Origin of the sequence: Mesorhizobium sp. M6A.T.Cr.TU.014.01.1.1, assembly GCF_004022765.1 — a bacterium.
GTDB classification, from domain to species: Bacteria; Pseudomonadota; Alphaproteobacteria; order Rhizobiales; family Rhizobiaceae; genus Mesorhizobium; species Mesorhizobium mediterraneum.
The window spans coordinates 268,120-294,261 of the sequence record NZ_RZPG01000003.1; the positions used below are offsets into that span (position 1 = coordinate 268,120).

General features: G+C 63.5%; 24 protein-coding genes and 2 pseudogenes. 9 read left to right on the forward strand and 17 right to left on the reverse strand.

What is annotated here, in order from left to right:
- The first annotated feature begins 19 nt into the window (after nt 1-19).
- Nucleotides 20-826 (forward strand): helix-turn-helix transcriptional regulator, encoded by an 807-nt coding sequence (locus tag EN885_RS06245; RefSeq protein ID WP_126104428.1) that lies wholly within the window; start codon nt 20-22, stop codon nt 824-826.
- 232 nt (nt 827-1,058) lie between these two features.
- Here the strand turns inward: EN885_RS06245 and EN885_RS06250 are convergent, their stop codons facing one another.
- Both EN885_RS06250 and EN885_RS06255 read right to left on the reverse strand, forming a co-directional pair.
- Nucleotides 1,059-1,493, reverse strand: a complete 435-nt coding sequence (locus EN885_RS06250; RefSeq protein WP_126104427.1) for a peptidylprolyl isomerase — start codon at nt 1,491-1,493, stop codon at nt 1,059-1,061.
- A gap of 322 nt (nt 1,494-1,815) precedes the next feature.
- Nucleotides 1,816-2,009 (reverse strand): annotated as a pseudogene (locus tag EN885_RS06255) (ATP-binding protein); the annotation flags it as partial.
- Between EN885_RS06255 and EN885_RS06260 the strand changes: the two are divergent.
- Nucleotides 2,005-2,432 (forward strand): annotated as a pseudogene (locus EN885_RS06260) (LysR substrate-binding domain-containing protein); the annotation flags it as partial. The pseudogenes EN885_RS06255 and EN885_RS06260 sit on opposite strands and share 5 nt — an antisense overlap.
- A gap of 94 nt (nt 2,433-2,526) precedes the next feature.
- Here the strand turns inward: EN885_RS06260 and EN885_RS06265 are convergent.
- Entirely contained in the window at nt 2,527-3,444 is a 918-nt protein-coding gene (locus EN885_RS06265) for a LysR family transcriptional regulator (RefSeq protein ID WP_128243545.1), read from the reverse strand.
- A 102-nt stretch (nt 3,445-3,546) separates the two neighbouring features.
- On the opposite strand from EN885_RS06265, the gene EN885_RS06270 reads away from it, so the two are divergent.
- Entirely contained in the window at nt 3,547-5,007 is a 1,461-nt protein-coding gene (locus tag EN885_RS06270; RefSeq protein ID WP_206532279.1) for a hypothetical protein, read from the forward strand.
- A 13-nt stretch (nt 5,008-5,020) separates the two neighbouring features.
- On the opposite strand, the gene ampH is transcribed toward EN885_RS06270, so the two are convergent.
- The 3 genes from ampH to betI form a co-directional block, all read right to left on the reverse strand.
- Complete coding sequence (ampH, locus tag EN885_RS06275; protein WP_245461550.1) at nt 5,021-6,433, reverse strand: D-alanyl-D-alanine-carboxypeptidase/endopeptidase AmpH; 1,413 nt, start codon at nt 6,431-6,433, stop codon at nt 5,021-5,023.
- A 25-nt stretch (nt 6,434-6,458) separates the two neighbouring features.
- Nucleotides 6,459-7,958: an ATP-binding protein gene (locus EN885_RS06280; protein ID WP_127206150.1), complete on the reverse strand. Its 1,500-nt coding sequence runs from the start codon at nt 7,956-7,958 to the stop codon at nt 6,459-6,461.
- Nucleotides 7,959-8,096: 138 nt separating this feature from the next.
- On the reverse strand, nt 8,097-8,717 hold the full coding sequence (gene betI, locus EN885_RS06285) for a transcriptional regulator BetI (RefSeq protein WP_127206151.1): 621 nt from the start codon (nt 8,715-8,717) through the stop codon (nt 8,097-8,099).
- Between the two features lie 105 nt (nt 8,718-8,822).
- Between betI and choX the strand changes: the two genes are divergently transcribed.
- The 3 genes from choX (at nt 8,823) to EN885_RS06300 (ending at nt 12,036) form a co-directional block, all read left to right on the forward strand.
- A complete protein-coding gene (gene choX / locus EN885_RS06290; protein ID WP_128243544.1) occupies nt 8,823-9,761 on the forward strand; it encodes a choline ABC transporter substrate-binding protein in 939 nt (312 codons plus the stop codon).
- A gap of 62 nt (nt 9,762-9,823) precedes the next feature.
- Nucleotides 9,824-10,597, forward strand: a complete 774-nt coding sequence (locus tag EN885_RS06295; RefSeq protein ID WP_128243543.1) for an alpha/beta hydrolase — start codon at nt 9,824-9,826, stop codon at nt 10,595-10,597.
- A complete protein-coding gene (locus EN885_RS06300) occupies nt 10,594-12,036 on the forward strand; it encodes an amidase (protein ID WP_128243542.1) in 1,443 nt (480 codons plus the stop codon). Before EN885_RS06295 ends, EN885_RS06300 begins: the two co-directional genes overlap by 4 nt.
- 104 nt (nt 12,037-12,140) lie before the next feature.
- Here EN885_RS06300 and arsK read toward each other — a convergent pair whose 3' ends face one another.
- From arsK to EN885_RS06355, 11 genes are all read right to left on the reverse strand, one after another.
- On the reverse strand, nt 12,141-13,376 hold the full coding sequence (gene arsK, locus EN885_RS06305; RefSeq protein WP_128243541.1) for an arsenite efflux MFS transporter ArsK: 1,236 nt from the start codon (nt 13,374-13,376) through the stop codon (nt 12,141-12,143).
- Nucleotides 13,373-14,812, reverse strand: coding sequence for an NAD(P)-binding domain-containing protein (locus EN885_RS06310; RefSeq protein WP_128243540.1), 1,440 nt, complete (start codon nt 14,810-14,812; stop codon nt 13,373-13,375). The genes arsK and EN885_RS06310 overlap by 4 nt, the downstream gene beginning before the upstream one ends.
- A 51-nt stretch (nt 14,813-14,863) precedes the next feature.
- Entirely contained in the window at nt 14,864-15,184 is a 321-nt protein-coding gene (locus EN885_RS06315) for a metalloregulator ArsR/SmtB family transcription factor (RefSeq protein WP_128243555.1), read from the reverse strand.
- A 73-nt stretch (nt 15,185-15,257) separates the two neighbouring features.
- Nucleotides 15,258-15,680, reverse strand: a complete 423-nt coding sequence (gene arsC / locus EN885_RS06320; RefSeq protein WP_128243539.1) for an arsenate reductase (glutaredoxin) — start codon at nt 15,678-15,680, stop codon at nt 15,258-15,260.
- A 10-nt stretch (nt 15,681-15,690) separates the two neighbouring features.
- Nucleotides 15,691-16,365, reverse strand: coding sequence for an MIP/aquaporin family protein (locus EN885_RS06325; RefSeq protein WP_128243538.1), 675 nt, complete (start codon nt 16,363-16,365; stop codon nt 15,691-15,693).
- A gap of 4 nt (nt 16,366-16,369) precedes the next feature.
- Nucleotides 16,370-16,876 carry an arsenate reductase ArsC gene (locus tag EN885_RS06330; protein WP_123148882.1) on the reverse strand — a complete coding sequence of 169 codons (507 nt, stop codon included), beginning with the start codon at nt 16,874-16,876 and terminating at the stop codon, nt 16,370-16,372.
- Nucleotides 16,873-17,217 (reverse strand): helix-turn-helix transcriptional regulator, encoded by a 345-nt coding sequence (locus tag EN885_RS06335; RefSeq protein ID WP_128243537.1) that lies wholly within the window; start codon nt 17,215-17,217, stop codon nt 16,873-16,875. Before EN885_RS06335 ends, EN885_RS06330 begins: the two co-directional genes overlap by 4 nt.
- Before the next feature lie 153 nt (nt 17,218-17,370).
- On the reverse strand, nt 17,371-18,351 hold the full coding sequence (locus EN885_RS06340; protein WP_128243536.1) for an energy transducer TonB: 981 nt from the start codon (nt 18,349-18,351) through the stop codon (nt 17,371-17,373).
- Entirely contained in the window at nt 18,351-18,809 is a 459-nt protein-coding gene (gene exbD / locus EN885_RS06345; protein WP_128243535.1) for a TonB system transport protein ExbD, read from the reverse strand. Before exbD ends, EN885_RS06340 begins: the two co-directional genes overlap by 1 nt.
- A 15-nt stretch (nt 18,810-18,824) precedes the next feature.
- On the reverse strand, nt 18,825-19,763 hold the full coding sequence (gene exbB / locus EN885_RS06350) for a tonB-system energizer ExbB (protein ID WP_128243534.1): 939 nt from the start codon (nt 19,761-19,763) through the stop codon (nt 18,825-18,827).
- Nucleotides 19,764-19,791: 28 nt separating this feature from the next.
- A complete protein-coding gene (locus tag EN885_RS06355; protein WP_164897791.1) occupies nt 19,792-20,583 on the reverse strand; it encodes an ATP-binding cassette domain-containing protein in 792 nt (263 codons plus the stop codon).
- Between the two features lie 231 nt (nt 20,584-20,814).
- Here EN885_RS06355 and EN885_RS06360 point away from each other — a divergent pair, with 231 nt between their 5' ends.
- From EN885_RS06360 to fhuB, 3 genes are read left to right on the forward strand one after another with little or no spacing between them, the layout of a single operon-like run.
- Nucleotides 20,815-23,001 carry a TonB-dependent siderophore receptor gene (locus EN885_RS06360; protein WP_245493008.1) on the forward strand — a complete coding sequence of 729 codons (2,187 nt, stop codon included), beginning with the start codon at nt 20,815-20,817 and terminating at the stop codon, nt 22,999-23,001.
- 7 nt (nt 23,002-23,008) lie between these two features.
- Nucleotides 23,009-23,890 carry an ABC transporter substrate-binding protein gene (locus tag EN885_RS06365; RefSeq protein WP_245493009.1) on the forward strand — a complete coding sequence of 294 codons (882 nt, stop codon included), beginning with the start codon at nt 23,009-23,011 and terminating at the stop codon, nt 23,888-23,890.
- 53 nt (nt 23,891-23,943) lie between these two features.
- On the forward strand, nt 23,944-25,899 hold the full coding sequence (fhuB, locus tag EN885_RS06370; RefSeq protein ID WP_164897792.1) for a Fe(3+)-hydroxamate ABC transporter permease FhuB: 1,956 nt from the start codon (nt 23,944-23,946) through the stop codon (nt 25,897-25,899).
- Nucleotides 25,900-26,142: the final 243 nt, after the last annotated feature.

Consider the following 26,142-nt stretch of genomic DNA (forward strand, 5'->3'; position numbering starts at 1 on the left):
ATTATGTCTCTGAGCCGCCATGATTGCCCGCGACAACCTGATCAACGTTCATTTGCCGGAAGACGGGTTCGGAGATTATCCGCATACCGCTGTCGCTCAGGGCGGAGCAGAGCCCGCCGGGCGGACCTACGCTTTTCATACGCACCACCGGGCGCAGCTTTTCCAGATCGTGCGGGGTTCGCTGAGGCTGGAGACCGAGCGGGGTTACTTCATCATCCCACCCGAACGCGCCGTGTTCGTGCCGTCCGGGGTCCTCCACGAGGTGACCTACCTGCAGGAGACGGAGCGCAGCTATCTCTTTTTCCGCCCCGACGCGGTGGCGAGCCTGTCACCGGAAGTCTCCGTGATCGGTACGACGCGGCTCCTGCGCGAGCTAATCCTGGCGTTTCTGGAAATACCTCGCGCGGACGCGGGCAGCCTCCGCGCCGAACGACTTGTGGCAGTCATTCTCGACCAGCTCCAGACGAGTCCGGTCGCACCGTTGTCTCTCCCGTTGCCGGCATCCGAACGCCTCCGGGACATCGCCGCAGACATGCGGAATGAGCCGGGCGCAGATTGGCCCCTCGATGAGCTTGCGTCACGTGCGGCCATGTCCCCACGTAGCTTCCAGCGTCACTTCCAATCTGAGACAGGGATGAGTTTCCGCGCCTGGCGACAGCAGGCGAAACTGCTGAAATCGGTGGAGTGGCTCGCCGGTGGCCGAAGCGTCGGCGACATCGCTTTTGCACTCGGCTACTCAGGCCCCAGCGCCTTCATCGCGGTTTTTCGGGCGGCCTTCGGTGCCTCTCCCGGAAAATACTTTCAAGACACGCCTCTGGAGCTGTGATTCACCGGATGCCCGGCGCGGCTTACCGCGTAAGTCTGCCTTCTTGGCCTCGCTCTCCAGAACCTGCCAGTCCCCTTCCAGATGCAGCGTCGAACCTTACGAAGGTCGGCACGGTTTTGGCGATCGCCTAAGCGCGGAAAGCAGGGCGGCAGGTGGCACAAACCGCCGAACCTCCGGCGGAAGTCCGTCACCCGAAATCATAGCCACCACGGCCTTTGGCCGCATGGATACCCTACGCCGCCTGAACGATCTCAACCAGTTCAACGTCGAACACCAGATCCTTTCCGGCTAGCGGATGATTGCCGTCGAGCTTGACGCTGGCGTCGTCGACGCCGACGACCGTCACCTGCATGGGGCGCCCTTCGGTGGTTCTGGCCTGCAATCGAGTACCGATATCGACATTGATGTTGTCCGGCACCCTGGCGCGGTCGACGGTCATGACCGCTTCGGGGCGGTGGGGGCCATAAGCGGCGTCGGCGGGAATGGTGACGGTGCTTTTCGCGCCGACCTCCATGCCCTCGACATGGGTCTCAAGGCCGGGGATCACTTGCCCTTCACCGAGCTTGAATTGCAGCGGTTCGCTGCCAGAAGAATCGAATTGAGTGCCGTCGGCTAGACGTCCAGTATAATTGATGCGCACGGTGTCGCCATTCTTGGCCTGTGTCATGGCAGTCATCCTTTGGGAGTTTTTGAGGGACCGGCCAGAGTTCACGGGTCCCGTTTTCGATCATTCACGCACTAAGGTGCGCGGCGCGAAACTCTAAAACTAGGGACTTGGCGGCCGATGTAAACCCACATTGCCGATTGAGCCACCTGCGTTAAAGACAGGTCGCGGAGACAGACTGGGATCTGTTCGCCAAGGGCGGGCATTTTTCGAGCATGTCGTGGCGACAGAGATTGCGAAAACTCTGATCGACCACCCACCCGGGCGGCTTTTAGCGCTTTGCTGATGTTGAGCCACGTCAGCTTTCGCCCAAACCGCATCAGCCTCACACCGCCAAGCTCCCCTGCTCCACCTCCGCGGCACCGGGATCCCCCGGTGCCGTCGCCCAGGCCAATTCCACCAGCGTCACCGTCCGCCGGCCAACCCCATCAAGCTGGCACACGATCAGCCCCTGCTCCTCGATATAGGTCAAGAGCCGCCGGGCGCGCGGCGCAGCGAGTGCGAGCCATAGGCGCGGGCGTTTCTCCGCGACCGCCTGGTCGTCGTGGCGAGCCCGAATGTTCCTCGCACGACCGGTGGACGCGCCGCTCCTGCCGTTGGACGCGGCGCAGGCGATCGGCAAACATGGCACGTGAAGACACCCGGTGGCCGGTCAACAAGTAGAATCGAGCCGGTCCTCGCTTTGTCAACGCTCATCATGGTCCGGGATGCGGTGCGAGCCGGCGTCGGTGCAGGACGTCTTCCCATTTCGTTGGTGAGCCACGGCTTGGCTGACGGCACACTGGTAAATTGGGGGATATCGACGGCCCCGAGATCGCTCTCTGGACGCTCTACCCATCTCGGCGGCTGCTCAGCGCGCGGGTGTCGGCGTGCTTGGACTTTCTAAAACAGGCCTTCCCAAATGGAACGCCGGACGAACTAGCCGCCTATATTGGCAGGTGATGACCGAACTCGCTTTCGGGCGTAGAGAGTCCTCTGCAACAAAAAACGACGGAAGCTGAGAAGCGCTTTGCCAGCGTCATGGATGAGCCCCACGTCACATGCCGGCCTGCTTAGCAAAATGTTCTGGAACTATGCCTGTCGTCTCGCGCACGATGTCGAGGAATGCCTTTAGCACAGGCGAAGGCTGTTCGCGCCGATAGATGACTGACGTATCGATCGACAGGTTTCGGCCCCGAATAGGTCGATAGACGACGCCGGATCGCTGCAGATTCTCGAGACAGGCAGGCAGCAGCGAGACGCCAAGCCCAACGGATACAAGTCCGATGATCGTTTGCTTGGGCGTTGCTTCCCGCACGATCCTCGGGCTGAAGCCGGATGAACGGCACAGCCCGACAATCTCGTCATAGAGGGACGGATTGATGCTGCGCGGGAACTGGATCAGCGCTTCCTGAGCCAAGTCAGCCAGCGCGATCTCGGTCTCTGAAGCTAACCAATGTGTTTCCGGCAAGGCCACGATCAGCGGTTCGACCAATATGCTTTCGGCTTGAAGAGCGTTGTGAACCACGGGAGGGTGGACAAAGCCAATGTCGAGCTGCCGTTCGGCTACCAGTTTTATCTGATTGGGAATGCGCAGATCGGTCAGGCTCAACTCGACCTCGGGATAACATTCGGTGAACCGCTGAACGACAGCTGGCACCACACTGTAGATGGCGGCATCGATAAATCCGACTGACAGATGGCCGGTTTCGCCACGACCGGCTTTGCGGGCAAGCTCGACGGCTTGCCCGGTCTGATGAAGGACTGCTCTCGCTTCTTCGAGAAACACCCGGCCGGCCTCGGTCAGTTCGACCTTGCGTTTGGTGCGCTCCAGCAGGCGCACGCCTATGACCTGTTCCAACTGCTGGATCTGCTTGGTGAGAGGGGGTTGGGAGATATGCAGGCGCGCTGCGGCGCGCCCGAAATGCAACTCTTCGGCGACAGCTACGAAGGACTGCATCAGCTTGTGATCCATCTCTTAATTTCCAGAATCGAATTAATCGCTCTCCAATCAATATTGGACAGAAATATTGAAAATCGCAAAGCTTAGGCAGTCACAAATCTGGGAGATATGCTCTTGAGGAATGCCGAGATTTCTCGCCGCCAGATGTTGAAAGCTCCACTTGTTGGTGCGGCGATTGCCACCGCATCTCAATCCGGTCTTGTCTGTGAGGCGCTTGCACAGCCAGTTCCTGCTGCCTCGCCGGCGCCCCCTGGCGCCTTCGCCCATCATGTCGAAGCAATCGGCTATACCGATCTCGATCATCGCCCTGCCTTCAAGATGGCGATCCGGCAGGTCGGCGAGCGCTGGTATCTTTATACCGGACACTTCTGGCACTCTGGCTGGAGCATCGTCGACGTGACCAATCCGGCGAAGCCTGAGGTCGTCAAGTTCGTGCCCTATCCGGGCACGAACACCTGGACGCTGCAGATCGATTTGTCCGGCGATACGATGGTGACGGCCCTCGAAAAACCTTTCGCGAATTTCGGCGGTGACCCCGACGCGGCTTTTGGCGAAGGGGTCCTGATCTGGGATATCGCTGATCCCGTCAATCCGAAACAACTCGGTCATTACCGGACCGGAGGCAACGGCACGCACCGCAACCTCTATCCCGGCGGGCGTTATGTTCATCTTGCCGCCGGCATGCCCGGTTACAAGGGTAACATCTACGTCATTCTCGATATCTCGGACCGCGCCAATCCACGCGAGGTCGGACGCTGGTGGGTGCCGGGCCAGCACGAGGCCGGCGGGGAGAGCTTCCCATCGGCCGAACCCGCAGCAGCATCACAGGAGGCGTCGGACCGCTACCGGCTACGACTACGGCCGCAATGCATGTGCGGCGCCTTCTGCGCCAGCACGGGCGAGGACATATCGCTGCATGGCCCGCCCTACGTCGTCGGCGATCTTGTGTATCTGCCTTATGGCGCGGCTGGGATCATCGTGCTCGACATCAGTGACGTCTCGCAGCCGAAGCAGATCAGCAGCCTGAGCTTCAGTCCGCCCTTTCATTCCCGTTTCGGCGTGCACGGCGTGCTGCCAATACCCGAGCGGGGCATCGCCTTCGCCAATTCGGAGAACGTCACTTATGGACGCGGCCCTATGCATCACGCGTCGATCGTCGATATTTCCGACCCTGCCGAACCGTTCTTGCTGTCGCTGTTGCCGGAGCCCGTGCCGCCCGAAGGCGCTTCCTATTCGGACTTCACCACGCGCGGCGGCTGGCGCGGGCCGCACAACATCAACCACCACCAACATCATCCCGACGTCGAGAAACAGGGCGATTTGTTCTACATCGCGCATTTCAACGCCGGGCTCAGAATTTACGATGTTTCGAACACACGGCTCCCGCGTGAGGTCGGCTATTTCATTCCACCGGAACCCACCCGGCGCTACGGGCCAATGCCTGAGGATAAGCTGGTGCTGCAGACCGAGGATGTCGTCGTGGATCGTCGCGGCTTCATCTACATCAGCGACAAGAACCAGGGCCTCTGGATACTCCGCTATACCGGCCCAAAGCCGGAGGGGGCCGCGCCATGAAGCAGCGCGAAAATCAGCGTGGAGCGATCTCTGCGACGAGATCGTTCGTCGTCTTGACCCCAGCCATGAAGCCGGCGGCATTGAATTCGTTCATGACGAAGAAAGCGCCGACGCCGCGTGTCGGTGCAATCGCAACATAGAGAAACATCCCTTGCAGGCCGCCGCTCTTCTGGAGGATGAGCGGGCGATGCTCGTTGGGGAGCATGATGACCCATCCGAGACCCATGGCGTCCATCGGGCCGCCGTCATCCAGCCCCACCACCGACGCGAGCCCGTCCCGGTACAAAAAAGCCGCGTGGTTCAAAAGCCGCAACTCGGCGTCGGCCGCGGAAGGCTTGTTGTCCACATGCCAGTTCATCCAGCGCAGCAGATCGTCCGCGGTCGAGTACAATCCACCGGCGCACTCCATGGCTGTGCTCGTCGGCACGATGGGCAGGGGGCTGCCGCCGAAGTTATGGCCCTGCATCAGGCGCGGCTCGTCCGCCGGTCTTGGGTTGAAAACCGTGTCTTTCATGCCGAGTGGATCGAGGACACGCTCCCGCAGGACCTCGGCATAGGGCTTTCCAGAGACATTCGCGAGCGCCGCCCCGAGGAGGTCGTATCCGAAGTTCGAATAGAGAACGGCGGTGCCCGGCGCGAATAGCAGCGGATTGTCCTTGAGGGCGGCAATCTGCGCCTCTTTGGTGTTCGTCGAGAAGGGGTCGGAGGGGGGCGCCTCGGCCACTGGCACCTCCCGCGGAAGGCCGGAAGCTTGCGCGACGAGATCGATCAGGCGGAGGGCGCGGCCATCCTTCTCAGGGAGCGTGACGTCCCAGCCAAGGCGATCCTGCAGCCGGTCGGTGAGCTGTACCTTGCCGTCGATCGCCAGCGAGGAAAGCACGCTGCCGCAGAACACTTTGCTCACGGACGCGATGCGGAACATTGTGTCGCCGTCCGGCACTTTTTCACTCCCGTCGGCAATCTTGCCGAAACCGGCCAAGGCCGTCTCGCCGTTGCGCACGGCGCCGAAGATCAGGCCAGGCACCTCGGTGGAGAGATACAGGATCGTGCCGTTGAACTGCACCGCTTCTGTCAGCAGTCTGTCCTCGGCATGTCCATAAGAGGGAACGGCTGCGATTGCCGTCAAAGCGACGGCCATAAGTCGGCGCGATCGAGACAAACGCATTGCCGAAATCCTTTGATAAAGCTGCAGAATAAAATCTTCGGAAAAAGGGCCGCCGCGTAGTATCTTACCATCTCTCCAGAAGCAGGAGATGTCAACAGAATGAACCGAAGGGGTAATCGGCGGCGGCAGCGTAGTTTCGGCAGATATTTGCGCTACAGTCCTGCCGTATTTCTTGTACTTCGTCAGTTGATCGGGGCTGATCTCTAAAAGACTCGCCGCTGTACCTACCGCTCGGTCATACATCGCCTTGACGCGTGGCATTCCCCTTGCACGCTAGACCATCCCCTCAGACCGCCAAACTCCCCTGCTCCACCTCCGCGGCACCGGGATCCCCCGGTGCCGTCGCCCAGGCCAATTCCACCAGCGTCACCGTCCGCCGGCCAACCCCGTCAAGCTGGCAGACGATCAGCCCCTGCTCCTCGATATAGGTCAGCAGGCGCCGGGCGCGGCGCAGCGAGTGCGAGCCATAGGCGCGGGCGATCGCCGCGTCGCTCGGGCAGGGCCAGCCCTCCTTCGCGGCGCGGGCGATCATCATGAACACGCCTTGCATGTCCTCGGGCAGCAGCGAGGCGCGCACCGAGACATCCTGCCACGCATCATCCCCTGCCATGTCGGAGCCCAGCCCGGCGCGGGCGCGCGTCAGCATGCGGCGGAAGGCGGGCAGGTCCGGCACAACCGAGGCGAGACCCTCGATCCGGCAGCGGACCACGAATTCCTGGTAAAGCACGCCGATGACACGGAAGCCCGCATCGGGTTGCGCCAGCACGGCGCGCAGGACACGGTCCACGCGCTCCCGCCGCTCCGCCAAATCCTCGGCGCTGATCGGCGGCTCCACCGGTTCGGGGCGGATTTCCAGCGCCGCCGATTTCGCCGCCATCAGCTGATCGAGCAGGTCCGGCGACGACCGGCGCTGCGGCCGGACCGTTTCCGGCGGCGGGGCTGCCAGGATGATCGCGCGGGCATCCTCCAACGCCGATTCCGGCAGCGGCATCAGGCGCGGGGTGCCATTGCGCGGGCTTGTGTCGGTCGGGCCGATGCGCAGCCCCAGCGGACGGCGCGACAGCGCCGGGCCCAGCGCCATGAATTGCCCGCGCTCCAGGTCGCGAAAAGCCTCCGCCTGTCGCCGCTCCATGCCGAGAAGGTCGGCGGCGCGCGCCATGTCGATATCGAGAAAAGTTCGACCCATGAGGAAATTGGAAGCCTCGGCGGCGACGTTCTTGGCGAGCTTGGCCAGTCGCTGGGTGGCGATGATGCCGGCAAGCCCGCGTTTGCGGCCACGGCACATCAGATTAGTCATGGCGCCGAGCGAGAGTTTGCGCGCCTCGTCCGACACCTCGCCCGCCACGGCCGGTGCGAACAGCTGCGCCTCGTCCACCACCACCAGCATCGGGTACCAGTGGTCGCGGGCGACCTCGAAAAGCCCGCCGAGAAAGGCGGCGGCGCGCCGCATCTGGTTCTCGGCGTCGAGCCCCTCGAGATTGAGCACCGTGGAGACGCGGTGGATGCGCGCGCGCTCGCCGGCGCTCTGCAGGCCGCGCTCGGTATGCTCCTCGGCATCGATCACCAGATGACCGAAACGGTCGCCCAGCGACACGAAGTCGCCTTCGGGGTCGATGATGGTCTGCTGCACCCAGGGCGCGCTCTGCTCCAGCAGCCGGCGCAGCAGATGCGATTTGCCGGAGCCCGAATTGCCCTGCACCAAAAGGCGGGTCGCCAGCAGCTCCTCAAGATCCAGCGCCGCCGGGGCGCCTGCGGTCGTGTGGCCCATCTCGATCGCAACGGTCATGTCTCGACTCTCCTTGGGGAGAGGGCTTATCAACCGCATCGCGGCCCGTCGAGCGCGCATGGCCGACCGCTCGCTGTTGCGCACAAGCTGGACGAATGCGGATGGAGCGCAACCATCAGGCGCCGGCTAGCTGGCCTTCTAGGCGCCAACCGATGCAGGCCGCGTGGCCGGCGGCAATTCAGCGCTTGCCAGTCGCGCGGCGACATAGTCCTTGACTTGGCGCAGTGCATAGTCGCGCGAAACGCTGCCGGGTTGGAGGCCAAGCCGCAGCCATAGCCCGTCGATCAGCGTGGTGATGCCGAAAGCGATATCGTTTGCGTCAGCTTCGACAACAAGGCCACGCAGGCCGGACAGCAAATTCGACCGCATACGGCTGTGGATCACGCGCTGAATGCGTTTCAATTTTTCGTCGCGCGGCACCTCCGCGCATAGCGAGAGCCACGCATGACAAAGCGACGGCTGGAAGAAATGCAGCTCGAAATTGCCGTCGATCACGGCGTCGAGCCTTTCCATAGGCGTATGCGCGCCTTTCAGCCGAGCCACCACCGCATCCCGCAGCACCAGGTTCGACTCGCGCATCGCGTGTTCGAACAGCTCTCGCTTATCCCTAAAATAATGCAGGACGATGCCCTTCGACGCGCCGGCCTGCGCCGCGACCTTTTCGATCGTCGCCCCGGCTATGCCTTCCCGCTGAAGCACGGCGAATGCTGCCTGGCGCAGCTCCTTGCGGCGGATGTCGCTGAGGCGAGTGAGTTTCATGATTGTTCCCGATGCAAAAGCACATTGACATTCCAGTCCGCCGAGATCAACAATTGACCGGTGGGACAATAATCAGACTAAATGGTCAACACGGGAGATATCACAATGCTTCGCACCTTTCTTCTCAGCATGCCCCTGTGTGCTCTGGCGCTTGCGCCGCAGGTGAGCCAGGCCGCGGAACCGGAACAATGCAGAACCGTCCGGATGGCCGAGCCTGGCTGGAACGATCTCGCCTTCACCACCGGTGTCGCCTCCGTCCTGTTCGACGCTCTCGGCTACAAGCCGCAAAGCACCCTGCTTGGCATAGACGTCATCTATGCCGCCCTGAAGAACAATGATCTCGACGTCTTCCTCGGCTATTGGGACCCGGCGATGGTCGCAAACTTTGCGCCGTACAAGCAGGATAGCTCGGTCGAGACCGTCCACATCAATCTCGAAGGCGCCAAATACACATTTGCCGTTCCAACCTATGTCTGGGAAGCAGGCGTCAAGGACGTGGCCGACCTCAAGAAGTTCGCCGACAAATTCGGAAACAAGATGTACGGCATCGAACCTGGATCGAACCAGTTGATGATGGACGCCATCGCCGACCCGAGCCTGGGTCTGAACGGATGGGAAGTCGTCGAGTCGAGCGAAGCCGGCATGTTGTCGGAAGTCGGATATCGGATAAAGGAAAAGAACTTCATCGTCTTCCAGGGGTGGGCGCCGCATCCGATGAACACGATGTACGATTTCAAATATCTGACCGGCGGCGACAAATTCTACGGACCCAATTTTGGCGCGGCGACCGTCAGCACCCAGGTGCGCAAGGGCTATCTGGAAGCCTGTCCGAACGCAGCGCAGCTCTTGAGGAACCTCAGCTTCGACATCGACTTCGAGAATACCGGCATGGGCTACCTGATCAATGACGGCATGGCGCCGCTCGATGCCGCGCAGAAGGCAATATCGGAAAATGAGGCAAGGCTCGACGCCTGGCTGCAAGGCGTTACCACCTTCGACGGCAAGCCGGCGCTCGACGCCGTGAAGGCAAAGCTCGGCCTGTGAACTCAGTAACGCAGGAGGGATGGGCCGGCCGCAAGCGAAGTGTCGCTATCGGCGGGACCGCCATGGCCTATATCGAGATCGGCGGCGCCGAGCCGCCGCTTGTCCTCATTCACGGCTTTACCGATACGAGCCGCAGTTTTTCCCTGCTCGTGCCCTATCTGGAAGGCCGCCGCCTGATCATCCCGGACCTGCGCGGGCACGGCGCCTCGCAGGCCGGGACGAGCGGCCTCGGGCCGGCCGATTTCGCCGACGATCTTGCCGCACTCATTGCCAGGCTGCAGCTCGTGCAGCCGGTTCTGGTGGGCCACTCTCTGGGCAGCATGATTGCGATCGAGATGGTTGCACGGCATCCGGCTTTGGCCGGTGGACTGGTGCTGCTTGCGGGCACGCTGCAGCCCGCAATCTCCGATGCCCATCCGATGGTCGTCGGGGTGCAATCGCTGCGCGACCCGATATCGCCGACGGACCCGTTCTATGCCTATTGGCACGCCTGCGAGGCGGATGTTCCACGCGACTTCCTCGCAATGGCGGCGGCGGAGGCGTCGACCATGCCCGCGCCACGCTGGCGCGCCATACTGGAGCAGGTGCGCCGCACCGATCTCACGGCGGCTGCGCGAAGCGTCAAGGTCGATACGTTGATCGTAAACGGCGGGCGCGACCCGCTGTTCGACAGCATGCATCGGCAGCGGCTGGTGGAAGCCTTTCGCACCGCCGCAGTCGTCGAAGCCGCCGATTGTGGCCACAACCCGCACTGGGAGGATCCGGCCCTGATCGCCGAGCTGATCTCTGCACATTTTCCGGCACACAAAGAGCCGAGGCAAATGAGCCAGCCATGAAGCTGCAGGAATATGCGGCGCTCGATGCCGTTGCGCTGTCCGAACATGTTCGCTCCGGCGACCTGTCCGCTGCCGAGGTCGTTGAGGCGGCAATCGAGGCTATCGCAAAGATCAATCCTGTCCTCAACGCAGTGACACTGGTCGATGTCGAAGGCGCTCGCTCCAGCGCAAGGAGCCTGGATCGGAGCGCTCGCTTAGCCGGCGTTCCTTTCCTCATAAAGGATACCGGTATCCACACGGCGGACTGGCCGACAACGCATTCCTCCGCCTATTTCCGGGATGCCGCGCCCAAGCCCGATAGCGAGATCGTTCGGCGATGGCGGACGGCCGGCCTGGTCTCCCTGGGAAAAACGAACACGCCGGAATATGCCAACGACTTCGTGACCGAGCCGGCCTTCCGCGGGTCGACACTCAATCCCTGGGATCTGACGATCACGGCTGGCGGGTCAAGCGGCGGGGCTGCTGCCGCCGTCGCGAGCGGCATGGTGCCGGTAGCGCATGGCTCCGATATCGGCGGATCGATCCGCGTGCCGGCGGCCTGCTGCGGCTTGTTCGGCCTAAAACCTTCCCGCGCCCTTAATCCTCTCGGCCCTTATCGCGGCGAGATCGGAGCCGGACTCCATGCCGAGAACGTGCTTTCGCGCACGGTCCGCGACAGCGCGGCCATGCTGGATATGACTGCCGGCCCGGAACTGGGGGCGCCTTACCGCGTGTCCAGATCCGTGCCCTCCTATTTCGACTGGCTGCGCGCGCCGAGCGAACGCCTGCGCATCGCCTGCCTGGGACGGCGAGCCGATGGCACTGATGTCACGCCCGAAATCAAGACCCGGTTTCTGGAAGCCATGGCGCTGCTCGAGGAGCTGGGGCACGAGGTGGAGGAAGCATCGTTTCCACCCGAGGTCGATTGCGGCGACGGCTGGAGCCTCCTTTGGATGTCGGAGATCGGCCTGACCATCCGGGAACGAGCCGGTGAGATCGGCCGCATGCCGGAAAACGGTGAAATCGAGCGACTGAGCCGCCACGCGCTGGAACGCTTCGAACAAGCCTCGGCGGCCGATTACCTCGATGCGCAGAGTTGCGCCCATCGGGCATCCTTCGCCATGGCGAGGAAATTCGATCGGTTCGATCTGATCATGACGCCGACCACGGCCGAATTGCCGCCCCGCCTGGGCGAAATCAACGGCAACGGCGCGCATTTCGACTATGAGGAATGGGCAAACAGGGCCTACGGATTCGCACCCTTTACCGAGATCTTCAACGTCACCGGGCAGCCCGCCGCCAGTCTTCCGCTCTTTCAGTCCGAGGGCGGCGTGCCGATCGGTATCCAGCTCGTTGCCCGCCAGAATGAGGATCACCGGCTGCTCCGCATTGCCCATGAGCTGGAGCAGGTAACGCAATGGCCGACGCGGCATCCGCCGATCTGGGCGGCAGACTTTTAAAGCGCGTCACGTCTGAAAGGATTCACGCGATGCGCCTTAAGTTATTGTTTTTATGCATGTCGTGATCCCAAAACCGCTGCACTTTTGGGCAACATGCATCAGGATCAGCGGCTATTGGCGTTCACAAGAGGGATCGCAGCCCCAAGAGGCTGCCTTCTGATCAGGATGATTGCCGAGAAAGCCAATATGCCGAGCAGGCCGACCGCCGCGGTCAACCAGAGCGACGGTTGGATGCCCATGCCCGCCATCGCCATGGCAAGGGCAAAGGGTGCAAGCGCTGACGAGAACTGACGCGCCGCCGTCACCCAGCCGAGCCGGGCGCCGTAGCGCTCCCGTCCGAATAGTTCCAGGGGCAGCGTGCCCCCGACGATGCTGGCGAGGCCCGAGCCCAATCCAAACAGGATGACGAAGGCGATGGCTCCGGCCACCGATGGTGTCGTCGCCAGCAGGGCGACAAGGCCGAGCGGCAACAAGGTCGCGCCGATGACCGCGAGCCAGGTCTGCGCCAGCCGGCCGCCGAACAGCATGTTGATCAGCCGGCTCGCCACCTGGGACGGCCCGAAAAGCGTGGTTACGACAAGCCCGGCTGAGCCAAGCCCGAGCGCCGTCGTCAGCGGCACCATGTGAACGAGGATCGAGGACAGCACGAAGCCCTCGACCGCGAAGCCGCCAAGCATGAGCAGAAACACTCTGCTGCGGTCGCGCGAGGCAACCGCACCGCCTGCCGGCCCAATGGCCGCAGGTATCGGTGAAGCACTTTCATCTGTCCGATGCGACAGCCGTGCCAGCCAGGCATGGATGGGCAGGCAGATGGCGACATTGATGCCGGCAAAGACCAGGTAGACCTCGCGCCAGGTCAGGTATTCGTGCAGTGCCGCCGTCAGCGGCCAGAACAGCGTGGAGGCGAAGCCGGCGATCAGCGTCAGATGGGTGATGCTTCGCTGCGCCCTGGCTCCGCCGACCTGGACGATCGCCACGAAAGCGGCGCTGTAGAGCACGAACGCGGACGCCAGTTCCATGGCCATCAACGCCAAAACGAAGGTCACCCGACCGGGTGCTAGCGCGCAAGCGACAAGCGCTGCCGCCGCGGCTGCCGAGCCAAAGGTCATCACCCGGCCGGCGCCGAAACGATCGGCCCAGCGCCCGGCTGTCGGGGCAAACAGGCCACCCACCAGCAGCGACGCCGACAAGGCGCCGAAAACCCATTGTTCCGGCCAGGCGAACTCGAGCGCGATCGACGGCACCAGGATGCTAAAGCTGTAATAGAGCGTGCCGTAGCCGATGATCTGCGTCAGCCCCAACGCCCAGAGTGCCGCAGCCGGGATCTTCCGGTCGCTCATTGAGCGGCATCCGCAATCTCGAGATCGCCGCTGCGCACTGCTGCGATCGCTTGCGTGCTGCCGCAGCCGCAGCCAGACTTGCCGCTCGCCTTTGCCTTGGCGTCGTCGACACAGCAGGCATCGACAGCAGCCGGCGCTGGTCCGCCGCAGCAACCGTGGGACGACGTGCTTGAAAGCGATACCGGCACCGTGCAAACGCCGGTCTCGGGCAACACCAGCTGCACGGCATCGGCCGCTTCCATGTCGCCGGCGATCGCCGCGGCGACCGAGCGGACCTGCTCGTAGCCGGTCAGCAGCAGGAACGTCGGCGCCCGGCCATAGCTTTTGACGCCGACCGTGTAGAAATCGGGCTCGGGGTGGCTGAGCTCGCGATGACCGTGCGGCGGGACATCACCGCAGGAGTGTTCATTGGGGTCGATGAGCGGCCCCAGCGCCTTGACGCCTTCGAGCCACGGGTCGAGGTCCAGCCGGAGCTCCCGGGTCAGTGCAAGGTCGGGGCGCTGACCGGTCGCGGCGATGATCCGGTCGACGGGTCCGAGTGTGCGCAATCCGTCCTTTGTCTGCCCTTCGACAACGAGACGGCCGTCCACCTCGCGGATGGCAACCGTGGCAAAGCCCGTCACCAGCCGCACGCGTCCGCTCTCGGCGAGATGCCGGACATCCGAACCAAGCTCGCCCCGCGCCGGCAGGGCGTCGGCATCGCCGCCGCCATAGATACGGACAAGGTCGGTGCTGCGCGTCACCCATAGTGCCGACGTGCCCGGCTCGGTTTGCGCAAGCCTGTCCAATTCCAGCAAGGCGTTGGCGGCGGAATGGCCGGCGCCCACCACCAATGTCGTGCGGCCTGCATAGAGATGACGGTCGCGGCCGAGAACATCCGGGATGCCGTAGGCGATGCGATCTCCGAATTCCCTCTCACCTTCGGCCGGCAAGCCGCCGGCACCGAGCGGATTCGGCGTCTGCCATGTGCCGGACGCGTCGATGACGGCACGAGCGCTGTCCCGGCGCGTGCCTTGCGCCGTTTCGACCAGAAGCATGAACGGCCGCGTCTCGCGCGCCTTGCTCAACACCTTGTCGGCGCCCCACCGGGAAATGCCGACAACGCGGGCATTGGTCTCGATCGACGGCGCCAGTTCGGGGAGCTTTGCGAGCGGCGCGAGATACTGGCCGACGATCTCATCGGCTGTAGGGAATGCCTCCGGCTCCGGCATTTGCCAGCCGTGGCTCTCGAGAAGTTTTCGGGCGACCGCATCGACACAATAGCGCCACGGCGTGAAAACCCGCACATGGCCCCAATCCAAAAGGTTCGAGCCTACCGCGGAACTGGTCTCGTAAACCTTGACCGAAAGGCCGCGGCTGACGAGCTGGACGGCGGCCGCCAGGCCGACAGGTCCGCCACCGATGATGGCGACCGGGAGATCGTTATCAGAAACCATGGCGCACCTTCTATGTTTCTAGGATTATAGAAATACTGGTCAAAAAAAGAGTTACGCAGCCGCCTCGCCGACAGCCGGGCCGCACGCGGCATCGGCACAACATTCGTCGGCAAGAAAGCCGAGGAGATCGTTCATGACAGGATAATTGGCACGGCAGATCAGCGTCGTTGCCTGGCGCTCCTGGGTAACCAGGCCGGTCAGGATAAGCCGGTGGAGATGATGAGACAGGGTCGACGCAGCGATGCCGAGCGTTTCCTGCAGGTGCCCGACCGGTCGCCCGGCCTCACCTGCCCTCACCAGCGTGCGATAAAGATTCAACCGCGTTGGATTGCCGAGCGCTTCAAGTTGTTTTGCTGCTTGTTCGAGTTTCATGGAAATAGGGTAACTCCCGCCGGCGCGTGCCGTCAAGTGCTATTTCCAAGATTCCCGAAATATCTGATTGCCCTCAGACGATGCGCCGCCCCGATGCATCGACCACAACTTCGCCGTCTTCCTTGGTAAACGGCCCGATATCCTGGTTGGGCAAGATATCGAGAACGGCTTCGGATGGCCGAGCAAGCATGGTGCCAAGCGGCGTCACCACGATTGGCCGGTTGATCAGGATCGGATGCGCCAGCATGAAATCGATGATCTCGTCGTCGGTCCATTTGGGATCGCCGAGATTGAGCTCGGCGTACGGCGTACCCTTCTCGCGCAGCAATTCGCGCGGTGTCATCCCCATCGCCGCGATCAGCTCGACCAGCCGTTGGCGCGACGGCGGGTTTTTCAGATACTCGATCACATCAGGCTCTTCGCCGGACTGCCTGATGATGGCGAGCGTGTTGCGCGAAGTGCCGCAGTCGGGGTTGTGATAGATGGTGATAGTCATTTCGCGGCTCTCATCTGTCTGATTGGTTAGGCTCGGTGAGCAGCCATCCTGCCAAGGCCATGGCAAGCAGCGCGCCCAGAAGTTCGGCGACGATAAACGCCGGCAAATCCATCGGCCGGATGCCCGCGAATGTGTTGGAAACCGCCCGCGCAATGGCGACCGCTGGATTGGCAAACGACGTCGAGGCCGTGAACCAATAGGCTGCGGTGATGTAGAGGCCGACGAGCCAGGGAATGGACTCCGAGCGGAAGCGAAGTCCTGCCAGAATGGTGAAAACCAGACCAAAGGCGGCCACCAACTCCGCAATCCATTGTCCGTTTCCGGTCCGCACGGTTTGGGAGATCTGTAGAATCGGCAGTTCGAACATGGCGTGCGCCAGCAACGTCCCGGCGACGCCGCCGACAATCTGGGCGATGACGTAAGCCAACGCAGCGTTTGCGTCGATTTCGCGCCGGAGAGCAAAAACCAGCGTCACTGCCGGATTGAAATGCGCCCCGGAAATCGGTCCGAGTATGGTGATAAGCACCACCAGGATCGCTCCGGTCGGCAACGTGTTGCCAAGCAAGGCGAGACCCACATCATCCGTCAGCCTGTCGGCCATGATACCGGACCCGACGACCGTCGCGACGAGCATCGCCGTGCCGAGCGCTTCCGCGACGATGCGACGTGACATGTCAGCCGCCATGATGTTAGCCGGCCTTCGGCAGATCGCGGCCGATCTCATCCAGTCGTTTCTGCAGGGCGAGCTTGTCGATCGTGTTCATCGGCAGGCTGACGAAGATCGAGATCCGGTTGTTGAGCATGCGGTAGGCTTCGGCAAAGGCCAGGTGCTTTTCGGCGTCCGTGCCGTCCACGGCGGCCGGGTCGGGCACGCCCCAATGCGCCGTCATCGGCTGTCCCGGCCAGACCGGGCAGGATTCATTGGCCGCGTTGTCGCAGACGGTGAAGACGAAGTTCATCTCGGGCGCGCCGGGAGCTGCGAATTCCTGCCAGTCTTTCGAACGGGCGAAGGACGTGTCGTGGTTAAGGGTTTTCAAAAGCTGGAGCGCGTAGGGATGGACCTCTCCCTTCGGGTGCGATCCGGCCGAATAGGCCCTGAACTTGCCGGCGCCGACACGGTTCAGAATCGCCTCGGCGAGGATCGACCTTGCCGAATTGCCGGTGCACAGGAAAAGAACGTTGTATGGCTCACTCATGGCGTCCTTCTAAAGTTGCAGGTCACCGCCTGGATGACCGGCTGGCAGAGCTCCGGCGCACCGTTGCAGCAATCCTCCATGAGATAGGCAAGCAGATCGCGGAAGCCGGTCATGTCGGCGACGTAGCGGATTGTCCGGCCGTCGCGCTCTGCGCGCACGAGGCCGGCATGGTCGAGAACCTTCAGATGCGCCGACATGGTGTTCTGCACCGTGCCGAGGCGCGAGGCGATCTCGCCGGCCGGCACGCCGTCTGCGCCCGCCCGGACCAGCAGGCGAAACACCTCGAGCCTGGTGTCCTGGCCAAGCGCTGCCAATGCGAGAAGAGCGGTGTTCTTGTCCATGTATCTTAGAATCCGGAATTATGGATGTATATGGCCAAAATATGACAGTCAGATGACGATTGATAGTCAAAAATCGTCTTTGCGGACTGCATTGGTCCGCATCCGGCAAAACACGACTTGGAGCCGGAAGAACCTAGTCCTCGGTCGTGCTGCCTAGTTGCGCAGGTTGAACACGAAAGGCGCCGTGCGGCTTATCCGCGAGCCGAGTTCCGGCGGCGGCGTCGGCACTTTGGCACCTTGCAGCGCGCTGAGCGCCGCACGATCGAGGTCGGCATCGCCGGAGGAACGAGCCAGCCGGGCGGATAGGACTCGGCCGGATCCGTCGACCGTAAAGGTGACTTGCGGACTACCCTCCGCGCGCCGGGCTTTCGCCGCCCTCGGATAATCCGTGTGTCGCCTGATCCATGCACCCAGGCGCGAGTCCCACTTGGATGAGTCGCCGCGTCTCGAGGCCGCCGCTTTGGCCGATTTTGGTGCGGCCGCCCTGGTTGCGGGCTTCGCAGCGACACTGGCCGTTGTCCGGGGCGGTGCGGCTTTCTCCTTTTTCGGGCGCTGTCTGACCTCTCTGACCGGCTTCTTCGCCTTGACCTCAGCCGGCTCCTTCACCTTGGCCTTTGCCTGCTTCTTTGGCTTGGCCTCGACGGGCTTGTCGACCGGTTTCGGCTGCGGCAGCGGAATGACCACTTCCGGCGTGACGGCCTCGGCAATTTCGGGCACGACCTCCTCGAGCGGCGGCTGGTCGACCCGTTCCGCCACGGTCGGCGGGGTGGGCTCGACTGCGTCGGCCGGAGCGGTTTCCGACGGCTCGACGACCGACTCTGCCTGCTCGACGGGCGGTTCGGGCGGAGGCTCCGTTTCGGCTATCTCGGGCTCCTCGGCCGGATCGGGCTGATCGGGCGTCACCTCGTCCGGTATCGGGGCCGGCATGGCCGGCGTGAACGCCATCGGCGACAACTCGATCGCCTGCGCCTGCGGCGGCCCGCCATCGGGCGCGGCCGGGCGCCAGCCCTGCATCGCATAGCCGATCGCGGCATGCGCCACCAGAACCAGCGCAGCCGCGCCTGCCCACCACGCCATCTCGCGCACGCCGAAACGACGCTGATCGGCCATCGGCAGGGCGGCGGCCGGCGACATTATTGGCCCGTTCCATCTTGCGGCGCAGCGGCATCGCCGGGCATCGTCTCGAGGCCGACCAGCGCGATCTTCAGATAGCCGGCGCCGCGCAAAAGGTTCATCACCTCCATCAGATCGCCATAGCCGACCGCCTTGTCGGCACGCAGGAAGATGCGCGTCTGCCTGTCGCCTTTTGTCCTGCCGACGAGCGTGGCGGCGAAAGTTTCGCGCGGCACGGTATCGTTGCCGATTGCCAGGCTGAGATCATCTTTTAGCGTCAGGAACAGCGGCGTCTCCGGCCGGGGAGCCGGCGTCGCGGTCGAGCCGGGCAGGTCGACATTGACGTCCACCGTCGCCAGCGGTGCTGCGACCATGAAGATGATCAGCAGGACCAGGATCACGTCGATGAACGGCGTGACGTTGATCTCGTGGTTTTCCTCGAGATCGCCGTCGATGTTCTCTCGAATTCTAGCCGCCATGGCGTCGCTCCGTGTTCATTCCGCGGCCATCGACTTTGCCGGCGCGACCGTGCGGAAATCGAGATCCCGGCTGACCAGCCGTTCGACCCCCGCCGACGCATCGGCAAGGATCTGCCTGTAGCCGGCTATCGATCGCGCAAAGACGTTGTAGATGACCACCGCCGGGATCGCCGCGACAAGGCCCATCGCGGTGGCCAGCAAGGCCTCTGCAATGCCCGGGGCAACGACCGCGAGATTGGTGGTCTGCGCCTGCGAGATGCCGATGAAGGCGTTCATGATGCCCCAGACGGTGCCGAAAAGGCCGACAAACGGCGCGGTCGAGCCGATCGTCGCCAGCACGCCGGTGCCGCGCGACATGCGCCGCGCCGCCGCCGCCTCGATGCGTGACAGTCGCGAGGTGACCCGTTCCTTCAGCCCGTCGCCGGACACATGGTCGAGCGAGCCGGCCGAAAGCGCTGCCTCTTCCTCCGCCGCCCGCACCAGCAGGGCGCCGGGACCACCATTGTGGCCAAGCGCGCGCCCGGCCTGGTTCAGCGTCGCGGCATTGCCGATGGCTTGTGCCGCGCGGCGTGCGCGCAGCTTGCCGCCAAGGATCTCCAGCGACTTGGCCAGCCATATCGTCCAGGTGACGAAGGACGCGAAAGCCAGCCCGATCATCACCGCTTTCACGACGATGTCGGCTGCCATGAACATGCCCCATGGCGACAGATCATGCGGCAGGGTCAGGGACGTCGCCGCCGAAGGACCAGTCTCGATGGGTGTGGTCTGGGTGGGCGTGGTCACGCCGGGCTGCGTCGCCTGCGGCACGACGGCGTTTGGCGCGGCCTCCGCCGGCGGCGCGGGAGCGGGCGCCTCGATCGCCGGCGCCGCGCCCGGTTGCTCCTGGGCGGCCGTGCCGCCAGCCGACAGGATGACGGATGCGACCAACGCGGCGAACAAACCATGCCTGGACAAGGGCTTTTTCCTTATTCTCACAGTGGCCTCATTGCACATAGCCGATGGGCTGGCCGGTGACGGGGTGCGCGAACACACCCATTTCGACACCGAAAATTCCTTTGAGCACGTCGCCCTGCATGATCTGGTCCGGCGTGCCGCGCGTCAGCAGCCTGCCATCCTTCAGCGCGATCAGTTCGTCGCAGTAGCGCGCCGCCATATTGGGATCGTGCAGCACCACGACGACGCACAGATCGCGTTTGCGGCTAAGAGCCCTGACCAGCCCCAGCACCTCGACCTGATGGGCGATGTCGAGCGCCGAGATCGGCTCGTCGAGCAGCATGACGCCGGCATTTTGCGCCACCAGCATGGCCAGCCATGCGCGCTGGCGCTCGCCGCCGGACAATTCGTCCACCAGCCGGTCGGTGAAGTCAGCCATGTCGGTCAGGACAAGCGCCTCGTCGACATGGCGCCTGTCCTCATGCCCGAAGCGGCCGAGCGCGCCATGCCAGGGATAGCGCCCGAGCGTCGCCAATTCGCGCACGGTGAGACCGGTCGCCGCCGGCGTCGTCTGCGGCAGATAGGCGAGCGCGCGGGCGAGCTCGCGCGCGCCCCACTGCACCAGCGGCCGCTGCGCGAAGGTGATGCCGCCCGAGCTTGCCGGCTGCTGGCGCGCCAAGAGCTTGATCAGCGTCGACTTGCCCGAGCCGTTGTGCCCGATCAGCCCATAGACGCGCGAGCGTTGCAGCTCGAGTGTGACAGGACCGAGCAGCGTCCGCTCGCCGACAGCAAAGCGCACCGCATCGATATGGAAGGCAGTCTGGGCATGTGTTCCAGCCACGGTGTTGGCCTCTCTTCGGCTTCGCGCGCGCATTTCCGAAATCGGTTTCGGCAATCCGGTTTTCGGCGCCGATGCCCGGTTGACTATGAAACATGACTTTACTAGTCAACAATGAAGATGACTTTTTGAGTCAACAAAATGTCGTGACGCGCCGGATCTGCGTCGAAATTCGAAAAAGTAGGGCTGGCCGAGATGGTGAGTGGTTCTGGTCGCGGAAGAATCCGGTATGAAATGCCTGCGCGCCGAAACCTGCTGATCGCGGCGATGTCGCTGCCTGTGCTGCTTGGCGGCGGCCATGCCGTCGCGCAGGAGGCGACCACCACTCTCGCCCCGATCAACGTCCAGGAACGCGTCGAAAGCGCTTTTGGAACGGTCGACGGCTATGTCGCCACCCAGGGCTCCACCGCCACCAAGACCGACACCCCGCTGATCGAGACGCCGCAGTCGATATCGGTCGTCACCAGAGACCAGATGGAAGCGCAGGCGGTGGACAGCCTGAACAGTGCGCTGCGCTATACTCCAGGCGCCAGCGGCAATCTCTACGGCACCGACAATCGTGGCCACGGCTTGCAGATGCGCGGCATTTCGAACTCCAGCGGCGTCTTCTACAAGGACGGGCTGCAGCTCAAAGAAAGCAATTTCACGCTGTTCACCGCGCTCGATTCCTACGGCGCCGAACGTTACGAAATCCTGCGCGGGCCGGCGTCGGTTCTTTACGGCCAGGCAAGTCCTGGCGGCATCATCAATTACGTCAGCAAACGCCCGACCGAGGAGAACCTCCGCGAGGTCGAGCTCGGCGCCGGGAGCTTCAACCGCTATGAAGGAAAGTTCGATTTCAGCGGCGCAGTCAACGCCGACAAGTCGCTGCTGTTCCGCCTCACCGGCGCCACCCATATGGGCGACACCCAGACAGATTTCGTCAAGGACGACCGCATCTTCATCGCCCCGGCGCTGACCTGGCAGCCGGATGCCGATACCAGCCTGACGATACTCGCCAACTATCAGCGCGACCGCTCGGGATGGGCGATGCAGTATCTGCCTGCGGACGGTACTATCAGGCCTGCGAAATACGGACAGATCCTGCCGAACAGCCGATTTGTCGGCGAACCGGACTTCGACACCTACAACAATGACCAGGTGTCGATCGGTTACGAGTTCGATCACCGTTTCAACGAGACATGGCAGGTTCGCCAGCATGCCCGCTATGTCTATCTGAAGCACTACGAGGAAGGCGTCTTCGGTGGTGGACTTCTAGAGGAAGAACCTGAGACGCCCGAAGGACCTGGGACGCCCTATGGCACATACTCTCGCTATGCCGATGCCGGCGGCACCAGGCTGAGCGGCGTGACCATCGACAATCAGGCGCAGGCCGATTTCGACACCGGGCCGCTCGCCCACACACTGCTTCTCGGCCTCGACTACAAGCGCTACACCTATCGTGACTATGCCTCGGAGGGGACGGTCGATCCGATCGACATCTTCAATCCGGTCTATGGCAGCCCAATCACCGATCTGACGCCCTACACAGACACAGACACGACCCAATCGCAGGTCGGCCTCTATGCGCAGGACCAGATCAAGCTGGGCAACTGGCGGCTGACGCTCGGCGGACGCCAGGACTGGGCGGACTCGAAAGTCTACGACAATCTGGCCGGCGCTTTCGATCCCCGCCAGAAGGACGACGCCTTCACCAGCCGCGCCGGCCTGCTTTATCTCGCCGACAACGGCCTTGCCCCTTATGTCAGCTATTCCGAATCGTTCCAGCCGGTGTCCGGCCCCGACAGCAACGGCAATCCCCTCGTCCCCGAAACCGGCAAGCAGTACGAAATCGGCCTGAAATATCAGCCGGTCGGCTGGAACTCCTTCGTCACCGTTTCGGCCTTCGACCTGACCCGGCAGAATGTCGTGCGCTATGGCGGCGTTGGCCGACCCGACGACATCTTCCAGACCGGCGAGATCCGCTCGCGCGGCATCGAGCTGGAAGGCGTTGCGAGCCTTGATTCCGGCTTCGACCTCAGGGCGGCCTACACCTATCTCGACACCGAGATCACCAGTCCGACCAGCATCAACGAGGATGGAACGAGCAACCAGGGCAACACGCCTTTCGGCGTGCCGACACACGCGGCCTCGCTGTGGGCGAACTACACTGTCGGCAGCGGCAGGCTGGAGGGCCTCGGGCTCGGCGCCGGCATCCGCTATGTCGGCTCGACCTACGGCGACGACGCCAATACGTTCAAGGTGCCGGCCGTCACGCTCGTCGATGCCGCGCTCCACTACAAATGGCAGAGCGCCGAGCTGAACCTCAATGTCAGCAATCTGTTCGACAAGCGCTATGTCGCCTCCTGCTTCGCAGAAAGCTTTGGCTGCTTTTATGGCGAGGGTCGCCGGATCAAGGGCTCGGTAAAGTACACATGGTGACCCTCGCGTGCAGGCCCGGACCCAATTGGCACCCCTGACGCGGCGCCGATGCCTTGCCGGCCTGGCCGCGACGAGCCTCGGTCTGCGCGGCGATCTGGCGCGTGCGGCACCGCCGCCGCGGATCGCCTGCCTCGAATGGACCTCGGCCGAGATGGTCATCTCGCTCGGCATCGGGCCGGTCGCTGTCGCCGACACCAAGGGTTACCGCGACTGGGTCGTGGGTCCGGCTCTTCCAGCCGGCTGCATCGATCTCGGCTCGCGCGGCGAGCCCAATCTCGAGCTGCTCCTGGAACTCAAGCCCGACCTGATCACCGGCGCCTATGGCTTCGGGCTCGACGAAGCACCATTCAAGCGGATCGCGCCAGTGCACACCGTGCCCTTCTACGACGGTGCCGAGGCGCCTTATCGCCAGGCCGAAATTGAAACGCTGAAACTTGGCCTGCAACTCGGCCGCGAGGCGGAGGCGCAACGGCTTATCCGGGAGACGGCGGCGGCAATCACCCGGATCAGGGCACAATTGGCAGGACAGGCAAAGCAACCGCTCGCGGTGGTCAGCATGTTCGACGACCGTCACGTCCGTGTTTACGGCAAGGGCGGTCTGTTCCAGGACGTGCTCGACAGGCTGAGCCTCACCAATGCCTGGACGGCGCCGACCGATGGCTGGGGGTTTTCCATGCTGGGCATCGAAGAGCTGGTTGCGATCGGCGAGGCTCGCGTGATTTCCCTCGATCCGATCCCCCCGCATGTGAAGATCAGGATTGACCAAAGCAGCCTCTGGGCGAATCTTCCCTGCGTCAAAGCCGGCAACGTCAGAACAATCCCGCCGGTATGGCCGTTTGGCGGACTTGCCGCCGCTACCCGTTTTGCAAATTTTCTGGTCCGGGCATGACCGTCATGCAGTCCACGGCTGGCCCTCGTGCTCGTTTCGTGGCAGGCGGCTGGATGCTCGTCGCCCTCGTCGGCGTGCCGGCGGTGCTCGCCGCATATCTTACCGCTGCCCAGCTTTTGCGCCTGTTGCCCGCCGACATGTGGTGGCAATCGCTCGGGGCGACGGACTTTGCCGATCCGCGGCAGCTGCTCTATCGCCATGCCTTTCTGCCGCGTCTGGCGATCAGCCTGCTGGCCGGCGCGGCGCTCGGCCTGACCGGCACGCTGCTCCAGCAGGTGCTGCGCAATCCGCTCGCCGAGCCGACGACCATCGGCACCAATGCAGGCGCTACCGTCGCCCTGACGATCGCCACGCTCTACGCGCCGTGGATGCTGGAGCAAGGTCGCGAATGGGTGGCGCTCGCCGGCGGCGCCTTGTCGACGCTGGCGGTTTTGGCTCTGGCCCAGGGCCGGAGTTTCTCGCCGGTCGCGATCATCATTTCGGGCCTGGTGGTCAGCCTGACATGCAGTTCGGCGAGCGCCCTGCTGATGGCAGCCAATCGCGAATATTCCGAGGAGCTTTTCATCTGGCAGAGCGGCTCGCTGATCCAGAACGGCGACGCCGTGGTGCTCGGGTTCGCGCCATGGCTCGCGGTGGCCGGCGTTGCTGCCTTCCTTCTGCTCCGGCCGCTGCGGCTTCTGGACCTGAGCGACGAGGGTGCGGAAAGCCTCGGGACGAAACCCGTGGTGACACGGCTGGCCGGGATGACTGTCGCCGTCGCGCTGAGCAGCATGGTGGTCGCAGCCGTCGGCGTCATCAGCTTCGTGGCGCTTGCGGCGCCGGCGCTGGTCAGGCTCGCCGGCGCACGGACCTTGCGCCAGCGCATGATCTGGGCGCCCCTAGCGGGCGCCGCGCTGTTGTGGCTGACCGACCGGCTGGTGCAGGTCGTGCCGTTCACCTCCGAAATCCCGGCAGGCGTGGCGACTGCTTTCCTCGGTGCGCCGCTGCTGTTTCTTCTCCTGCCGAAATTGCGCACCAGCCCGGATCGGGACGGCGCCATGCTGTCTTCCGTGCGCAGGCGAAGCGGGTGGGTCTATCTGCTGGCTGGGCTCGTCGTGATGGCGCTTCTTCTCTTCGCCGCGCTTGTTGTCGGGCGAGGCGCGGCCGGCTGGCACGTGGCCTCGGCCGCCGAACTTGCCGACCTCCTGCCGCTCAGGGCGCCTCGCATCGCCGTCGCGGTTGCCGCTGGCATGATGCTGGGCGTGGCCGGCACGCTGATGCAGAGGATGACCGGCAATCCGATGGCGGCGCCCGAGGTGCTGGGTGTTTCCGGCGGCGCCTCCCTAGGCATACTGCTGCTCTTCGTAGCGACTTCTGATGTCAGCCGCCCGGCAATGATCGCGGCCGGTCTCGTCGGCGCTCTGGCCAGCCTGGCAACGATTTCGCAGACCGGCCGCCGGCAACCCATCGCGAATGATCGGTTGCTGCTTTCCGGTGTCGCCGTGGCGACGATGGCATCGGCATTCTCGGCGGTGCTGCTCGCCAGCGGCGATCCTCGGCTCGATACGCTCATCGGCTGGCTATCCGGCTCCACCTACCGGGCCACCGCCGCCGATGCGACAATCGCAGCTGTGACGGCGGCTGCTCTGCTGGCCACCGTGCCCCTCACAATCCGCTGGCTAGAAATCCTGCCGCTTGGAGAAGCCGCCTCGCGCGGGCTCGGGCTTAGCCTCTTTCGCGTTCGGGTCATCCTACTGGTGCTTATTGCGGTGCCGACGACAGTAGCCACGCTTGTCATCGGACCGCTGGGCTTCGTCGGATTGATGGCGCCGCACCTGGCCCGCATGCTCGGCTTCCAACGCGCCTTGCCGCCGCTTTTCGCATCCGCGATCCTTGGCGGGATGATCCTTGTTTTGGCCGACTGGGCCGGCCGGACGCTCATTTTCCCATGGCAGATTCCGGCGGCCCTGCTGGCTGCCCTGGTCGGAGGGCCTTATTTCATGGTGCTGATGTGGAAAGGCCGGCAATGAGCGCTGGCCTTCGCACCGTCAAGCGCTACCGGCTGGCGGCCAGATAGCGTCGGAAGATCCCACTGTTAGCCGGCTCCGTTAGGGATCAGCACACGACCACGCCCTGCCGCGAATTTTAGTGGCGGCACCACCCTATGTTTCCGAAGACAGATCGCAAATTCACGAAACCGGTTTAGTAAAGCGGTTTACAAACCCTGTTGCCTATGCTGAACTCTCGGCTGTTGGGAGAAGTCGATATGAGGG

Coding starts and splice junctions, on each gene's coding strand:
- EN885_RS06330 (WP_123148882.1), bottom strand. CDS start 16,876: ATGAGTGAGCCATACAACGTTCTTTTCCTGTGCACCGGCAATTCGGCA.
- EN885_RS06295 (WP_128243543.1), top strand. CDS start 9,824: ATGGCCTATATCGAGATCGGCGGCGCCGAGCCGCCGCTTGTCCTCATT.
- EN885_RS06325 (WP_128243538.1), bottom strand. CDS start 16,365: ATGGCGGCTGACATGTCACGTCGCATCGTCGCGGAAGCGCTCGGCACG.
- EN885_RS06360 (WP_245493008.1), top strand. CDS start 20,815: ATGCCTGCGCGCCGAAACCTGCTGATCGCGGCGATGTCGCTGCCTGTG.
- EN885_RS06335 (WP_128243537.1), bottom strand. CDS start 17,217: ATGGACAAGAACACCGCTCTTCTCGCATTGGCAGCGCTTGGCCAGGAC.
- EN885_RS06340 (WP_128243536.1), bottom strand. CDS start 18,351: ATGTCGCCGGCCGCCGCCCTGCCGATGGCCGATCAGCGTCGTTTCGGC.
- arsK (WP_128243541.1), bottom strand. CDS start 13,376: ATGAGCGACCGGAAGATCCCGGCTGCGGCACTCTGGGCGTTGGGGCTG.
- arsC (WP_128243539.1), bottom strand. CDS start 15,680: ATGACTATCACCATCTATCACAACCCCGACTGCGGCACTTCGCGCAAC.
- choX (WP_128243544.1), top strand. CDS start 8,823: ATGCTTCGCACCTTTCTTCTCAGCATGCCCCTGTGTGCTCTGGCGCTT.
- EN885_RS06245 (WP_126104428.1), top strand. CDS start 20: ATGATTGCCCGCGACAACCTGATCAACGTTCATTTGCCGGAAGACGGG.
- ampH (WP_245461550.1), bottom strand. CDS start 6,433: ATGCCACGCGTCAAGGCGATGTATGACCGAGCGGTAGGTACAGCGGCG.
- EN885_RS06300 (WP_128243542.1), top strand. CDS start 10,594: ATGAAGCTGCAGGAATATGCGGCGCTCGATGCCGTTGCGCTGTCCGAA.
- exbD (WP_128243535.1), bottom strand. CDS start 18,809: ATGGCGGCTAGAATTCGAGAGAACATCGACGGCGATCTCGAGGAAAAC.
- EN885_RS06310 (WP_128243540.1), bottom strand. CDS start 14,812: ATGGTTTCTGATAACGATCTCCCGGTCGCCATCATCGGTGGCGGACCT.
- EN885_RS06250 (WP_126104427.1), bottom strand. CDS start 1,493: ATGACACAGGCCAAGAATGGCGACACCGTGCGCATCAATTATACTGGA.
- EN885_RS06280 (WP_127206150.1), bottom strand. CDS start 7,958: ATGACCGTTGCGATCGAGATGGGCCACACGACCGCAGGCGCCCCGGCG.
- EN885_RS06315 (WP_128243555.1), bottom strand. CDS start 15,184: ATGAAACTCGAACAAGCAGCAAAACAACTTGAAGCGCTCGGCAATCCA.
- fhuB (WP_164897792.1), top strand. CDS start 23,944: ATGCTCGTCGCCCTCGTCGGCGTGCCGGCGGTGCTCGCCGCATATCTT.
- betI (WP_127206151.1), bottom strand. CDS start 8,717: ATGAAACTCACTCGCCTCAGCGACATCCGCCGCAAGGAGCTGCGCCAG.
- EN885_RS06265 (WP_128243545.1), bottom strand. CDS start 3,444: ATGGATCACAAGCTGATGCAGTCCTTCGTAGCTGTCGCCGAAGAGTTG.